This is a genomic window from uncultured Olsenella sp. (assembly GCF_959602185.1).
In the GTDB taxonomy this organism is placed as follows: domain Bacteria; phylum Actinomycetota; class Coriobacteriia; order Coriobacteriales; family Atopobiaceae; genus Olsenella_I; species Olsenella_I phocaeensis.
Genome location: NZ_CAUGRZ010000001.1, coordinates 150,103 through 164,799, shown reverse-complemented (window position 1 = coordinate 164,799; position 14,697 = coordinate 150,103). Strand labels below are relative to the sequence as shown.

Genomic DNA, 14,697 nt, shown 5'->3' with positions numbered 1-14,697 from the left:
AGTCCCCAGAGAAAGGCGAGAGTCTCTTCTACTTTACATAAGATATATTATCACGGTTATAGGGGAGAAGAGAAGGAATGCCCCCGCCAAGAGGCTCCTCTGGACGGGGGCATTCCTGTGGATGCGATGGCACGAGACCGCGAGGGCCTGCTTGCCGGCCTCAGCAGTCTATGGGCTGTCCCAGGTAGGAAGCGACGCTCGTGGCGGCGACGGCGCCGTCCGAGGCTGCCGTGATGATCTGGCGCAGCGGCGTCTGGCGCACGTCGCCCGCGGCGAAGAGTCCGGGCAGGCTCGTCTCCATGCGCTCGTTGGTGACGATGTAGCCGCGCTCGTCCACGTCGACCGACTGTCTCACGAGTTCGGAGGCCGGGATGCGACCCACGAACACGAAGACGCCAAAGCTGCCCTCGTCGAACTCCTCCACGTGGACGTCACCGGTGAGGTTGTCCCTGAAGCTGACGCTCTTGAGGAGCTTGTCCCCGTCGACCTTCACGATGGAGGTGTTGAAGCGCACGGAGACCCTCTCGTTCTGCTCGACCTGCCGCTGCACGGCCGCCTGGGCGCGCAGGTGGTCCTTGCGCACCACCATGGTCACGTGGTCGGCGAACTTGGCGAGGAACAGGGCCTCCTCGGCGGCCGAGTTGCCCCCGCCTATGACGAAGACCTGCTTGCCGCGGTAGAACATGCCGTCACAGGTGGCGCAGTACGAGACGCCGTGCCCACGGAACTCGTCCTCGCCCTCGAAGCCGCCTGGGCGCGGGGTCGCGCCGCCAGCGATGATGACGGCACGTGACTCGTAGCTCACGTCAGGCGTGACGACGGCGAACCTGCCCGTCCGCTCGTCCTTGGAGATTGACTCCACCTTGCCCATGACCACGCTGGCACCGAGTTCCTCGGCCTGCCTCTGCATGGTGTCCGTCAGGGTGAAGCCGTCGGTGTGTGGGACGCCGGGGTAGTTGTCGACCTCGCTGGTGAGGATGATCTGGCCACCCACGGCCTCCTGTTCCAGGGTCACGGCGTCGAGCAGGGCTCGCGCCGAGTAGATGGCGGCGGAGAGGCCCGCAGGGCCCGCTCCGACGATTACGAGGTCCTTCTGCTGCTTCTGGGACATGGGTTTCTCCCCTCATGGTCTTGTTCGACGTGTCAATACTACCCTATTCAATCGCGCACGATACAACATATGGGAACTTCATGACAACAATTCGTCGCCAGCTTGCGACAAGACACCCGAACACGAGGGGCGTCCCGGCACTTTGCCGAGGCGTCCCGGGAAGACCATGGGGCCTGAGCTGGGGCTTCTCTCCCCTACTCCACCTTCTCGGCGCGTGGGAGGATGAGGTTGAGCAGTATGCCCACCAGGGTGGCGGTTGCCATGCCGGGCAGCGTGTAGGAGCCCAGTGGGATGGCGATGCCGGAGGTCTCCATGCCGACGCCCAGGATGATGACCACGGAGGCGATCATGAGGTTGCGGTTCTCGTCGAAGTCGACCTTGTTGGTGACCAGCATGCGCAGGCCGTTGGAGGCGATGAGGCCAAAGAGCAGGAGGCTCACGCCGCCCATGACGGGCACGGGGATGGAGTTGATGAAGGCGGCGAGCTTGGGACAGAACCCTCCCACGATGAGGGCGAAGCCCGCCGCGTACCAGAAGACCTGCGTGGAGTAGACGTGCGTGACGCTCATGACGCCGATGTTCTCCGCGTAGGTGGTGGTGGGAGGGCCGCCCAGGAAGCCCGAGATGACGGTGGAGATGCCGTCACCGGCAAGGGAGCGCGGGAGCATCTCGCGGTAGTCCTTTCCCACGATCTCCCCCACGGCAAGGAGGTGACCGATGTGCTCGATGACGACGACGATGGCCACAGGCGCAATGAGCGCGATCGCACCGGGGTCGAAGTAGGGCGTCTGCACGGGGGGCAGGCCGACCCAGGCGGCGTCGGCGACGCTCTGGAGGTCGACGAGGCCCAGGAACGCGGCGACCACGTATCCCACGATGATGGCGAGCAGGATGGGAAGGGTGCCCAGGATGCCACCCATGCTCGAGAACACGACGGCGGCGACGAGGGTTATGGCGGCGACTGCGGCACCCTCGGCCACGAAGGCGTCGGTCGAGGAGTTGAGCGCCATCTTGACCGCCGTGGCGGAGAGGCCCACGCCGATGACCACCATGACGGCGGCGACGAGCACGGGCGGGAGCAGGCGGTCGAGCCATCCCGTGCCCACGAGCTTGATTATCCCGGCCACTGCCAGGAACACGAGGCCCGCCACCACGACGCCGGAGAGCGCGGTGTTGAGGTTGCCGGTGGCGGCGGTCGCCGCGAGGATCGGGCTGATGAAGGCAAAGGAGCTGCCCAGGTAGCTCGGGATCTTGTTGCGCGTCACGAGCAGGTAGCAGATGGTGCCGATGCCCGAGCACATGATGGCCACGTTGGGGCTGAGCCCGGTCAGGACGGGAACCAGTACGGTCGAGCCGAACATGCTCATCATGTGCTGGACTCCCAAGGGAATGGCGCGACCAACCGACACGCGGTCGTCGACCCCGATGACCTCTCTCTCTTTCTTGTTCAAGCAGCGCTCCTCTCCGTCTTGCGTACGGCATCCGTGCAATGGATGCCCATGAAAAAAGGGGCCCGGTGAGCCGGGCCCCGAGGTGCCAGGGACTCTAGGCAGTCAGGAAGTATACAAGGAACGCGGCCGCTGCGACCCACATGAGCGGCTTCACCTTCTTGATGTTGCCCGTGGCTGCGGCGACGAGCACGTAGGCGATGAAACCCAGGCCGATGCCGCTCGAGATCGAGTACGTCAGCGGGATGCCGGCGATGATCATGAACGCGGGGAAGCCCTCGAGGATGTTGCCCCACTCGATCTCTGCCGCCTCGCTCATCATGAGGTAGCCGACCATGACGAGGGCACCGCAGGTGGCTGCGGAGCTGACGACGCTGATGATGGGGGCGAAGAACGCCGCGACCACGAAGAGGAGGCCGGTCACGACGGAGGTGAGCCCCGAGCGGCCGCCGTCGGCGGCACCCGAGGCGGACTCGACGAAGGTGGTGATGGATGAGGCGCCGAGGAAGCCGCCCGCGGCTGCGGCCACGGAGTCGACGATCAGGATGGGCCTGATGTCCTCGACGGTTCCGTCATCGTTAAGGAACTCGCCCTGCTTCGCCACGGCCATGGCGGTGCCCATGGTATCGAAGAAGTCGGACATCATGAGCGAGAAGGCGAACACGAGCAGGACGGGCGTGGTGATGACCTTCGCGATGCCCATGACCCCGGTCTCGTCGACCTGGAAGGGGGCGCCGAAGGTGCTGAAGTCGAGGCCCGACACTATGCCCGCCGGAGCGGCGGTGACCCCGAGGGGGATGCCCGCCAGGACCGCGACGATGATGCCCAGGAGCAGCGCTCCCTTGATCTGGAGGCATTGGAAGACGACGGTGGCGACGATCGAGACGAGGCCCACGATGAACAGGGGGTTCGAGATGTCCCCGAAGCTCACGAGGGTGGACTCGTTGGCGACGATGATGCCGGCGTTGGCCATGCCGATCATGGCGATGAAGATGCCGAGGCCCACCGAGATCGCATGACGCAGCGATATGGGGATGGCGTCCATGATCGCCTCGCGCAGGCCGCAGAGCACCAGGGCGAGGATGGCGACGCCCTCGATGAAGATGACCGCCATGGCGGCGTGCCAGTCTCCGCCCGCGACCTCGGTCAGCGTGAAGGCGACGACAGCGTTGATGCCCATGCCGGAGGCGCAGGCAAGCGGGCGGTTAGCGAAGACGCCCATGCAGATGGTCATGATGCCGGCGCCCAGGCAGGTGGCCGTGACGGCAGCCGATGCGGGGACTCCGGCGGCGGAGAGCAGCGATGGGTTGACGGCGATGATGTATGCCATCGCAAGGAAGGTCGTGAGGCCCGCACGGGCCTCCTGGCCCAGGTTGGACCCTCTCTCGCGCAGCTTGAAGAACGACTCCATGACTACCCCTCCCTCCGCACCCATTTCTCTGCGTCGCCTGGACCGTGGATGCATCGGGAGCAAGCAACGTCGGCCTGGTGGGACCCTATGCTCCCGAGGACCCAAACCCCCCGGAACCCCGGTCGGTCTGGTCGAGCTCGTCGACCTCGACCAGCCGAACGAGAGGGACCCTCTGGATGACGAGCTGGGCTATGCGCTCGCCCTTCGCGATGGCGATTGGCCTCTTGGAATCGAGGTTGATGGCGCAGACCTTGAGCTCCCCGCGGTAGTGGGCGTCGATGAGGCCGGGGGTGTTTGCCATGGAGAGCCCCTCGCGCAGGGCAAGGCCGCTTCTTGGCTGGACGAAGCCGGCGTAGCCCTCGGGGATGGCTATGGCGAGCCCCGTCGAGACCAGGCGGCGCTCGAGGGGCTCGAGGACCACGTCCTCGTTGGACCTGAGGTCAAGCCCGGCATCGCCTGCATAGGCATAGCTGGGTAGGTCGACCGAGGGGTCGAGCCTCTTGATGGGAAGTTCGATCCTGTCGTCACTCATTGATGAGGCTCCGTAACTCTTGGCTGAACTCGTCCAGGTCCTTGAAGTCGCGGTAGACGGAGGCGAAGCGCACGTAGGCTACCTTGTCGATGTCAACGAGGCGCTGGAGGACCATCTTGCCCAGCTCCTCCGAGGGAACCTCCGACCTGCCGTGGTCGCGCATCTCGCTCTCTATGCCGTCGATGAGGGCATCGAGCCTGTCCACGGGCACGTCGCGCTTCACGGTCGCGGCAAGGAGGCCGCGCATGACCTTCTGCCGGTCGAAGGTCTCTTTGTGACCGTCCTTCTTGACGACCATCAGGGGCATCTCTTCCCTGCGCTCGTAGGTCGTGAAGCGCTCGCCGCAACGTATGCACTCGCGCCTGCGTCGGATGGCGTCGTTGCTCTCGGACGGTCTCGAGTCAACGACCTTGGATTCCTCGCAACCACACTTGGGACAGCGCATGTTCCTCCCCTGACGTCATTCTCATAAGGAAAGATAACACAGGAAACCCAGAGATTCGGCACAGAAGGGACATACGGATGCCCCTCCCCCCACGAACGCAAGGGAGGAGGGGCGATCGGAGGACTCAGGACCTGGGCTACCGGCCTTGGGGCACGACGAGCGACTGGCCTGGTTGGAGGGGTCCCGCACCAAGGTCGTTGTGCGCGTCGATCCAGCGCGAGACCGCCGCGGTGTCCGCGCCGTCGACGTCGATGCGACTCGCTATGCCCCATACGGAGTCCCCTTCCTGCACGGTGACGCTCGCGGGAGAGACGTCCGCGAAGGCAGACTCGAACGCGGCCTGCCGGCGTTCCTGGACAAGCACACCTCCCACGAAGAGGAGCATCCCCACGGCGACGGCGACGGCGAAAAACGAGACCGAAGCCATGAGGGGGAGCCCATGGCCCGTCGTGCCGCGCCCGCGCTCGTCGACTCCCCTGCCGCCCTCGTGGACGACGAGGCGTGGCCTACCGTTGGCCTGGGGCTTGAGCGCGAGAGACCCCTCGCAGCCGTAGCCCGCCTGACCCGCGTAGATCTTCGCCGTTTCCATCCTTGCTTCCTTCCCTCGTGGCTGACGACGTAGTTATACGGGGAGCCCGGGACATAAATGGCCGCTTCAAAACTCAGAACGCATGTACTATACTAGGTACGTACAGTTGTTCGGTCAAGCAAAAACAGAACATGTGTTTCTCTCGCGGCAAGGCCTATTCACAGGAGGAGTGGACATGCCCAAGGACCGGCTCAGCAAGAGGCAGGCTGCCATCTACGAGTACATCTGCTCCTACACGGGCGAGCACGGCTACCCGCCCTCGGTGAGGGAGATCGGCTCCGCCGTGGGGCTTGCCTCCCCCTCTACCGTCCACATGCACCTCAAGGTCCTGCAGGAGCGGGGGCTCATCAAGAGAGACTCCAAGAAGCCCCGCACCATCGAGGTCGTCACCGAGGAGCCGACTGCGACGCATGAGGGCGTACGGCTCGCCGAGGTTCGCCAAGACCCCAGCAGCGGCATCACCTCGCTGCCCCTCGTCGGCCGCGTGGCCGCGGGCCAGCCCATCCTTGCCGAGCAGAACGTGGAAGAGACCCTCTCCCTTCCCACCAGCATCGTGGGTGACGCCAGCTCGTTCATCCTCAGGGTCCATGGCAGCTCGATGATCAATGCCGGCATCTTCGACGGCGACCTCATCGTGGTGAGGGAGCAGCGTGACGCCCATGACGGAGAGATCGTCGTGGCCCTCATCGATGACTCCGCCACCGTGAAGACCTTCTACAGGGAGAAGGACCGCATCCGCCTTCAGCCCGAGAACGACAGCATGGAGCCCATCTACGCGAAGAACCCCGCCATCTTGGGCAGGGTGACCGCACTGATCAGGTCTCTGTGACGCCGTCCGTCCGCTGCGAGCGGGCTTGCCCGGCAGCCGCTGGCGAGGACGGGAGCGCATCGCCTGCGCACAGGCGCATACGCGCCCTCGATGCGCTGAGGGGTCTCGCGGTCGTCTCCATGGTGCTCTTCCACCTCTGTTACGACCTGCGCTACCTGTGTGGCGTCGGGATGCCGTGGTTCGGCGGATTCTCGCAGGACCTCTGGCGTGCCAGCATCAGCTGGACCTTCCTCCTCATCGCGGGAGCCATGTGCCCGCAGTCGAGGAACAACCTCAGACGGGCCCTTCGCTACCTTGCCTGTGCCGCCCTCGTCTTCGTGGCAAGCCTCCTGGCCGGCGTGGACACACCCATAAGCTTTGGCATCATCTTCTGCATGGGCGCAAGCACGCTGGCCGCATGGCTCGTCTCGGAGCTGGGACTTCCGAGGGGCAGGCCGGCCGAGTCCCTCCTGCTCTTCCTCGCCTTCCTCCTCGCCCTGGGCATCCCCTCGGGAGGCGTGGGGCTGGGTGACCGCGTGTGGATTGCGCTGCCCAGGGCCCTCTATTCCACCCCGTGGCTCTCTTGGCTGGGCTTCCCGGGACCCACCTTCGCCTCGGGGGACTACTATCCCCTGCTCCCCTATTCCCTGCTCTTCCTTTCGGGGGCGTCTCTCGGTGGGTGGCTCGTGGCGCGAGGGTATCCCGACTGGGCCTACGATGCCACCTGCCCTCCCCTGGAGTTCGTGGGCAGGCATGCGCTGGCCGTCTACCTCCTGCACCAGCCCCTCATCCTCATCGCCCTGGGCCTCTGGGTCTAGCTTCCGGCCACGTCCGAGGCGCGCACGACATAGGGGGCCAGGGTCTCTGCCATGCGATTCGACGCCCTGACCGTTGCCATGAGGCCCCCTTGGACGTATTCCTCGCGCACGACCTGACAGCGCTCGTGGACCATCTTCATGAGGAGCCCCTTGTCGTAGGGGACGAGCGCCGTGATTGTCACATCGTCACGTGACGCTTCCTGGGCGATGCGATAGAGCAGGCCGCGCAGGCCCCAGGAGCCAAGGGCAGAGAGCAGCACCGCGTCGGGATGCGAGGCAGAGAGCACGTTCCTCTCGTCCGCGTCCAGGAGGTCGCACTTGTTGTAGACGACGACGGAGGGAATCTTGTCGGACTCGATGTCGGCGAGCACGTCGTCCACGGCCGCGAGCTGCTTCCGTGCGTTGGGGTCTGAGGCGTCCACGACCTTGAGCACGAGGTCGGCGGCCCTGACCTCCGCCAGGGTTGACTTGAAGGACTCGACCAGCGTGGTGGGCAGCTTCTGGATGAAGCCCACCGTGTCAGTGAGGGTGATCTTGCGTCCCTCCTCGAGCTCGAGCCTCCTCGTGGTGGGGTCGAGCGTCGCGAAGAGCTCGTCCTTCGCATAGACCTCCGAGCCTGTGAGCTGGTTGAGGAGGGTCGACTTGCCCGCGTTCGTGTAGCCCACGAGCGCGACGCGGTAGATTCCGGAGTCCCATCGGGCCTTGCTCTGGACCCTACGGCGCCCTTCGAGCTCCCTGAGCTCGCGCCTCAGCCACGAGATGCGGTCGCGCACGAGGCGTCGGTCGACCTCGAGCTGACTCTCTCCCTGCCCGAAGCGGCTTCCAATGCCCCCTCGCGTCTGCTCCCCCACGAGGTGGCCCCACATGCCCCTGAGCCGGGGAAGGACGTACTGGAGCTGGGCGAGCTGCACCTGCAGGCGCCCCTCGTGCGTGGTCGCATGCTGGCCGAAGATGTCGAGTATGAGGGCCGTTCGGTCGATCACCTTGGTCGGCTCGCCCAGGATCCTCTCGAGGTTCGACTGTTGCGAGGGGCTGAGCTCGTCGTCGAAGATGACGACGTCTGCACTGAGGTTCCTCACGAGGCTGACGAGCTCCTGCGCCTTGCCGCTGCCTATGAAGGTGCGGGGGACGGGCGAGTCGAGGCGTTGCGTGACGGTGCTGACGACCTCGGCCCCGTCGGTCTTGGCAAGTCTTCCCAGTTCGGCCAGGGAGTCCTCGAGGGGCCAGCCTCCCCTTCCGAGGTCGACGCCCACGAGGATGGCGCGCTCCGGGACGGGTGCGGTGGAGAGGGGCTCGAACCGGCTCACAGCAGTCCTTCCCCCCTCAGGGTCTCGACGACCCGACGGGCCGCCTCGCCCTCGTCCAGACGGTCATAGTCGAGCGTGCTCGCTCGTCCGTCTCGCCTGATCCAGGCGATCTGGCGCTTGGCATAGCGCCGGGTCCTCCGTTTGATGGCGTCGACCGCCTCCTCGAGCGTGCAGTGCCCCTGCAGGTGGTCGATGAGCTCCTTGTAGCCTATGGCCTGGGCCGCCGTCTTTGAGAGCGCATGTCCCGTCCCCAGGAGGCCGCGTAGCTCGTCGAGGAGCCCGTCTGCCATCATCTGCCCGACGCGCGCGTCTATGCGCGCGTACAGCCTGGTGCGGTCCATGTGGATGGCGAAGATCCTGGTGCGGTAGTGCGGCTCGCGATGCTTGAGCCCCTCGTGCTTGGTGGCGTAGGACTGGCCGAGGTCCACGAGCTCGAGCGCCCTCACGACGCGCTTGAGGTTGTTGGGATGGACGAGCTCCGCGCTGGCGGGGTCGAGCCTCCTGAGCTCGTCGTGGAGCGCCTGCGGCCCGTGCTCGCGCGCGAACTCCTCCCAGCGGGTCCTGCTCTGGCTGGCCCCCCCGGCGGGAAAGTCCATCTCGTCGACGACGGCGTCGAGGTAGAGCCCCGTGCCGCCACAGAGGACGGGCGCGCAGCCCTGCGTGATAAGCCCGTCGACGCAGCGGCGCGCGTCCCTCTGGAAGAGGCTCGCGGAGTAGTCGTCCCAGGGGTCGCAGACGTCCACCATGAGGAGCGGGCAGCGCCTCTGGTCGGGCGGGGTCTTGGCGGTCCCCACGTCCATGCCGCGGTAGACCTGCATGGCGTCGACCGAGACGACGGATGACCCCAGCTGGAGCGCGACGCGCTCGGCGAGCGAGCTCTTGCCCGAGGCCGTCGGCCCCACGATGGCGATCACGGGGCCCGCGGGCGTCATCGCGCCTCGCCCACCATGGGACCGCGCAGGTACCAGGTCTTCGCCTCGTCCACGCGGACGTCGCAGAGCCTGCCCACGAGCTCGGGGGCTCGCATTCCCTCGGGCAGGGGGAAGAGCACGGTCTGGCCCTTGGGACTCCTGCCCATCATCACGGCGTCGTTGCGCTTGGAGCTTCCCTCGACGAGCGTCTCCACGACCTGGCCTCGCTCCCTCTGGTTGGCGGCGAAGGCAAGCTCCTCGACAAGCTTGGCAAGGCGGTCGAAGCGGTCCTGTATCACCTCGCGGGGCGTGTCGTCCTCGATCTTGGCGGCAGGCGTGCCCGGGCGCCTCGAGTATATGAAGGTGAAGGCGGAGGAGAAACCCACCTCGCGCACGAGCGAGAGGGTGTCCTGGAAGTCCTCCTCGGTCTCGCCGGGGAACCCCACGATGAGGTCGGTCGAGAGGGCGATGTCCGGAATCGAGTCCCTGAGCTCGCGCACGAGATGCAGGTACCCCTCCCGGGTGTAGCTGCGATTCATGGCCTTGAGCACGCGCGTGCTGCCGCTCTGGACGGCCAGGTGGAGCTGGGGCATGACGGAGGGGACCTCTGCCATGGCGGCGATCGTCTGGGAAGAGAGGTCCTTGGGGTTGGACGAGGTGAAGCGGATCCTCTCGATGCCGGTCTTCCCCACCTCGCGCAGGAGCTCGGCGAAGCGAGGCTTCCCATAGAGGTCCCGGCCATAGGAGTTCACGTTCTGCCCCAGGAGGGTGATCTCCCTCACGCCGTCCCTCACCAGGGACGAGCATTCGGTCACGACGCGTTCGAGGATGCGGCTGCGCTCGCGACCGCGCACATAGGGCACGATGCAGTAGGTGCAGAAGTTGTTGCAGCCGGTCATGATGGGCACCCAGGAGTGGAAGCCCTGCGCGCGCTTGCTGGGAAGGTCTGTCGAGAAGCCCCTGCCCTCCTCGCCGACGTCCACCTCGACCTCCCCGGGACGTCCCAGGGCGTCACAGAGGAGCTGGGGCAGCGATGCGAGGGCGGAGGTGCCGAACACCACGTCCACGTTGGGAATCTTCCGGGCGAGCTCGGCCCCGTCACGTTGCGCGATGCAGCCTCCGACGGCGACGACGCGCCTGCCGCTGGGGGGCGCGGGGAGCCTCACGAGGTTGGAGGCCTCGCCGTAGAGGTGCGTGTCGGCCTTCTCCCTCACGGAGCAGGTCATGAAGAGGACGATGTCGGCGTCGTCAGGGGAGTCGACCTGGATGCAGCCGCAGTCGTCTAGGAGGCCCGCGACCCTCTCGGAGTCGTGCAGGTTCATCTGGCAGCCGAAGGTCCTCACATGGTAGTTGAGCCCTACGAGCTGGGGTATGCGCGCCACTAGGAGATCATCTCCTGGGGCTCGGGATTCACGTGCGTCGCCGCCTGGGGGACGAGGCGGTGGACGTACACCGCGATCCTGATCGCCGTGCGCATCTCGCCGTTGATCTCTATGTCGGCGAAGGTGGGGGCGCAGGAGATGTCGACGCCCGTGGGGATGAGGAAGCCGCGGGCGATCGCGAGCGCCTTGATCGCCTGGTTGACGGCACCGGCGCCCACAGCCTGCATGTTGACCGGAACTCCGTCCTTGACCATGCCGGCGACCGCGCCTGCGACGGAGGCCGGAGACGACTTGCTAGAGACCTTCAGAAAATCCATCGATTGACTCCTGTGGAACGGGGGTGTCACGTTTGTCCGCAAGATGCTGCATTTTGCATATGGAGAACATTCTAGGTATTTTGCAGGAGATGCGAAAGGAGGTGCTAGTCCCCCTCGTCCACCTCGAAGGTCACGGTCACCCTGCCATGCGAAACCCGAACCCTCGGCTCTGACGCCAGGCTGAGGTAGTAGCGTTGCGCCAGAGGGGCGAAGTCCCTCTCCATCGCGCGCGAGAACTCGCCCAGGTCCTCGGGGGAGATGCGCAGGCCCCTCCGGTCGCGGGCGAGGTCCACCTTACGTCCAGCCCGGGTCGCATGGCGCGACTTCCGGAAGTGGCTGGCAACGCTCCGGACGGGGGTCACCTGACCAGCGAGGATGCGATGGGCCGTCCGCTCGGACATGTCGAGGCCGAGGGACGAGGAGACCTGGAGCAGCTCCCCGGCATCGGCCGCGAGCTTGAGGCGCTCGAGCACGGGCAGGTCGTCGAGCGAGTCGATGAAGAGCAGGGCGCTTCCCTCCACGCTCAGACGCACGTTGCTCCGTGCCGTGGCCACGATCTCGGCAGGAGACCCGAGGTAGAGCTCGCAGCCACGGTCCTCCTGGGAGAACTCGCAGCAGCAGCGGATGATGTTGCGAGGCCCCCTGAAGCCGAGGGAACCACCCTCGTCCTCGACGAGGGTGGGCCAGGTGGATTGGTCGCTGCGCTCCTGGAGCGAGTCCACGTCGAAGACCGCTTGGATGCTCGAGCCCTTCTGGGGGGCCGAGTCCACGACGCGGGCGCTGAGGGCGTTCTCCCTGATGGAATAGAGCGCCATGCCACGGCCGTGCACTCCCCAGCGGTCCAGGTGGACGGAGTTGAGCTTGGAGGTGACGCGCGCGTCGAAGACGCGCTCGTGCATCTCGCGCGGTATGCCCGCCGCGTCGTCGAGCATGGTGATGGTCCGTACGGAGCCCTCGCGGGAGCTCGCCAGATAGATGTGGCGAGCTCCCGCGTCCCGGGCGTTGCGGAGCATCTCTATGACGGCGTCCTCGACCCAGCGAATGTCGTGCTTGGCCTGGCGCCGCTCCGCCTCGGCGACGCGGAGGCGGACGTAGCCTCCACCCAGGCTCTCCTCGACCTTGAGCGAGCGGTCGCCCCCATGGGAGGCGACGAAGCGCGCGAGGTCGGAGGGGTCCTGGGCCATGCTGCGTTCCTACTTGGCCACGCCGACGGCGCGGGACTCGCGGATGACAACGACGCGGACCTGGCCGGGGTACTGCATCTCGTCCTCGATCTGCTGGGCGATGTCGTGGGCAAGCACCGTGGCCTCGGCGTCAGAGATCTTCTCGGGCTCGACCATGACGTGGAGCTCGCGGCCTGCCTGCATCGCGTAGGTCCTTTCGACGCCATCGTGGGCGTTAGAGATCTCCTCGAGCTTCTCGAGGCGCTTGATGTAGGTCTCAGCGGACTCCCGGCGCGCACCTGGGCGGGCGGCGGAGATGGCGTCTGCCGCCTGGACGAGCACGTCCAGGACCGAGCTGGGCTCGACGTCCGCATGGTGCGCCTCGACGGCGTGGACGATCTCGGGCCTCTCGCCGTAGCGACGGCAGAGGTCGGCGCCTATCACGGCATGCGGGCCCTCGACCTCGTGGTCGATGGCCTTGCCGAGGTCGTGTAGGAGGCCCGCCCGCTTCGCGGGTGCCTCGGGGATGCCGAGCTCCGAGGCCATGATCCCGCAGAGGGCGGCGACCTGGACGGAGTGCGAGAGGACGTTCTGGCCGAAGGAGGTGCGGTAGCGGAGCGCCCCAAGGGTCTTCACGAGCTCGGGGTGCAGGTCATGGATGCCACAGTCGAAGGCGGCCTGCTCGCCGGCCTCCTGGACGCGCTCGGAGACGAGGGACTCCGCCTTCTTGTACATCTCCTCGATGCGAGCGGGGTGGATGCGTCCGTCCGCGATGAGGTTCTCGAGGGCGACGCGGGCGGTCTCGCGACGGACGGGGTCGAAGCTCGAGAGGATGACCGTCTCGGGCGTGTCGTCGATCACGAGCGAGACGCCCGAGACCTGCTCGAAGGTGCGGATGTTGCGCCCCTCGCGGCCGATGATGCGACCCTTGAGGTCGTCCGAGGGGATGTGGACGGAGGTGACGGTGATCTCTCCGGCCTGGTCCGCCGCGCAGCGCTGGATGGCGGTGGTCACGATCTCGCGGGCGGTCTTGTCGGCCTGGGCGCGCACGCGCTGCTCGGACTCCCTCAGAATCTGCGCCTCCTCGCGCACGGACTCGGCGCGCACGCGGTCGAGCAGCTCCTTGTGGGCGTCCTCGCGCGTGAGGTCGGCGATGCGCTCGAGCTCGGCGGACTGGCGCGCGACGAGGCCGTCGACCTCGACCTTGCGCTTGTCGAGCTGCCCCTGAAGGCTCGAGAGCTGGTGCTCCTTGCGGTCGAGCGAGTCGTTGCGCCTGTCAAGCGACTCCTCGCGCTGCATGATGCGGCCCTCGAGGGCCTGGAGCTCGGCCTTGCGGGCCTTCTCCTCCGCCTCCGAACGCTGCTTGAGCTGGAGTATCTCCTCACGAGCCTCGATGAGCGCGGACTTCTTGGCGGAATCCGCCTCGCGTCGGGCGTCGTCGTTGATGCGCCGCGCCTCGGCCTCCGCGTCGCTCACCGCCGACTTGGCGGCGATCACCTTGGCGTTGCTCTGGCTGTTCGCGTAGAGCCACGCGGCGGCGGCTCCCAGCAAGAGACAGATTGCCCCGATTGCAATAGTCATGGTTGCTCCTCTGATGGTCGTGCGTTTGCGTAGGGTTCAGGAGACCCCCACGTTAGGGGGAACCCGCCATCCAAGGGGCAACCCGTCCACTGGTATGCAAAAGATCGGATAGAGAAGGTCATATAAGACGTCTGTCGTGCATCCGACGGACGAGAGGCAACTCAAATGGCACGATAAATCATAAGTTTAGGCGGCCCATGCGTCAAACAGACGTACGGTGAGCGTCGCCCGTGACGGGTCCCAGCCGGACAAGGAGCCCGAGTGATGGGACCTCAGGACCCTCCGTCGTCCTCGTCCAAGACCCTTCTCGCGGCGCTCGACGCGACCGCACCGGAGAAGCCGCGGCCCATGAGGAAGCGCACGCACTGGGCGTAGGGGTCCCTCCCCCTGAAGGAGCGACGGAGCGCGACCTCGAAGGCACGCTCGCCCTCGTCCTCGGGGTCAAGGTAGTCGTAGGGCCAGCCGGGAAGCTCGCCCACCTCGATGCCGCGACGGGCGAGCTCGAGCTCGATGCGGCGCCTTCCCCAGCCGGCGGACAGCTTGGACCTCACGAAGACGTCTGCGTAGCGACGGTCGTCTATGAGCTTCGTCTCGGCATAGCGTGCCACGAGCTCGGAGCACAGGCGACCGGGGTAGCCATCGTCCCTGAGCTTGCGCTCCATCTCTTGCGAGGAGTAGTCCCTGCGGTCGAGCAGGGACTCCACGCGCCTGCGCGCGCAGTTCCCCTCGACCTCGGAGAGGACGTAGACGAGCTCGGCCCTCGAGGAGGGGGGCTCGCTGCGGTCTGCGAGCGAGCGTTCGAGCGCCTTGGCCACCGCGACGGGCAGGGAGAGGGTCTCCTCTCCCCTCTCCGAGCGGATCGCCAATGTGGCAC

The 14,697-nt window shown here is 66.4% G+C and carries 15 protein-coding genes; 2 read left to right on the top strand and 13 right to left on the bottom strand.

Annotated elements, in window-relative coordinates:
• Positions 1 to 160: 160 nt before the first annotated feature.
• The 6 genes from trxB to Q5923_RS00725 all read right to left on the bottom strand — a co-directional run bounded on the left by trxB (position 161) and on the right by Q5923_RS00725 (position 5,536).
• Positions 161 to 1,111, bottom strand: coding sequence for a thioredoxin-disulfide reductase (gene trxB, locus Q5923_RS00750; protein WP_303131461.1), 951 nt, complete (start codon positions 1,109 to 1,111; stop codon positions 161 to 163).
• 194 nt (positions 1,112 to 1,305) lie between these two features.
• Positions 1,306 to 2,562 (bottom strand): uracil-xanthine permease family protein, encoded by a 1,257-nt coding sequence (locus Q5923_RS00745; RefSeq protein WP_303131460.1) that lies wholly within the window; start codon positions 2,560 to 2,562, stop codon positions 1,306 to 1,308.
• A gap of 94 nt (positions 2,563 to 2,656) precedes the next feature.
• Entirely contained in the window at positions 2,657 to 3,970 is a 1,314-nt protein-coding gene (locus tag Q5923_RS00740) for an NCS2 family permease (RefSeq protein ID WP_303131459.1), read from the bottom strand.
• A gap of 85 nt (positions 3,971 to 4,055) precedes the next feature.
• Positions 4,056 to 4,502, bottom strand: a complete 447-nt coding sequence (gene dut / locus Q5923_RS00735; RefSeq protein WP_303131457.1) for a dUTP diphosphatase — start codon at positions 4,500 to 4,502, stop codon at positions 4,056 to 4,058.
• On the bottom strand, positions 4,495 to 4,947 hold the full coding sequence (gene nrdR, locus Q5923_RS00730) for a transcriptional regulator NrdR (RefSeq protein WP_009279252.1): 453 nt from the start codon (positions 4,945 to 4,947) through the stop codon (positions 4,495 to 4,497). The genes dut and nrdR overlap by 8 nt, the downstream gene beginning before the upstream one ends.
• 136 nt (positions 4,948 to 5,083) lie before the next feature.
• Positions 5,084 to 5,536 (bottom strand): LysM peptidoglycan-binding domain-containing protein, encoded by a 453-nt coding sequence (locus Q5923_RS00725; RefSeq protein WP_303131456.1) that lies wholly within the window; start codon positions 5,534 to 5,536, stop codon positions 5,084 to 5,086.
• Positions 5,537 to 5,711: 175 nt separating this feature from the next.
• Here Q5923_RS00725 and lexA point away from each other — a divergent pair, with 175 nt between their 5' ends.
• Both lexA and Q5923_RS00715 read left to right on the top strand, forming a co-directional pair.
• Positions 5,712 to 6,365, top strand: coding sequence for a transcriptional repressor LexA (gene lexA / locus Q5923_RS00720; RefSeq protein ID WP_009279254.1), 654 nt, complete (start codon positions 5,712 to 5,714; stop codon positions 6,363 to 6,365).
• A 77-nt stretch (positions 6,366 to 6,442) separates the two neighbouring features.
• Entirely contained in the window at positions 6,443 to 7,162 is a 720-nt protein-coding gene (locus tag Q5923_RS00715) for a heparan-alpha-glucosaminide N-acetyltransferase (RefSeq protein ID WP_303131755.1), read from the top strand.
• Here Q5923_RS00715 and hflX read toward each other — a convergent pair.
• From hflX to Q5923_RS00680, 7 genes are all read right to left on the bottom strand, one after another.
• Positions 7,159 to 8,469, bottom strand: a complete 1,311-nt coding sequence (hflX, locus tag Q5923_RS00710; protein ID WP_303131454.1) for a GTPase HflX — start codon at positions 8,467 to 8,469, stop codon at positions 7,159 to 7,161. The genes Q5923_RS00715 and hflX overlap by 4 nt on opposite strands.
• Positions 8,466 to 9,401 carry a tRNA (adenosine(37)-N6)-dimethylallyltransferase MiaA gene (gene miaA / locus Q5923_RS00705; RefSeq protein ID WP_303131452.1) on the bottom strand — a complete coding sequence of 312 codons (936 nt, stop codon included), beginning with the start codon at positions 9,399 to 9,401 and terminating at the stop codon, positions 8,466 to 8,468. Before miaA ends, hflX begins: the two co-directional genes overlap by 4 nt.
• On the bottom strand, positions 9,398 to 10,762 hold the full coding sequence (gene miaB, locus Q5923_RS00700) for a tRNA (N6-isopentenyl adenosine(37)-C2)-methylthiotransferase MiaB (RefSeq protein ID WP_303131451.1): 1,365 nt from the start codon (positions 10,760 to 10,762) through the stop codon (positions 9,398 to 9,400). Before miaB ends, miaA begins: the two co-directional genes overlap by 4 nt.
• Entirely contained in the window at positions 10,762 to 11,079 is a 318-nt protein-coding gene (locus tag Q5923_RS00695) for a stage V sporulation protein S (protein WP_009279259.1), read from the bottom strand. Before Q5923_RS00695 ends, miaB begins: the two co-directional genes overlap by 1 nt.
• 104 nt (positions 11,080 to 11,183) lie before the next feature.
• The gene (locus Q5923_RS00690; RefSeq protein WP_303131449.1) at positions 11,184 to 12,263 is read right to left on the bottom strand and encodes an ATP-binding protein; all 1,080 of its coding nucleotides are present in this window, start codon (positions 12,261 to 12,263) and stop codon (positions 11,184 to 11,186) included.
• Positions 12,264 to 12,272: 9 nt separating this feature from the next.
• Positions 12,273 to 13,823 (bottom strand): ribonuclease Y, encoded by a 1,551-nt coding sequence (gene rny / locus Q5923_RS00685; RefSeq protein WP_303131447.1) that lies wholly within the window; start codon positions 13,821 to 13,823, stop codon positions 12,273 to 12,275.
• Positions 13,824 to 14,095: 272 nt separating this feature from the next.
• On the bottom strand, positions 14,096 to 14,689 hold the full coding sequence (locus tag Q5923_RS00680; RefSeq protein ID WP_303131445.1) for a regulatory protein RecX: 594 nt from the start codon (positions 14,687 to 14,689) through the stop codon (positions 14,096 to 14,098).
• Positions 14,690 to 14,697 lie beyond the last annotated feature (8 nt).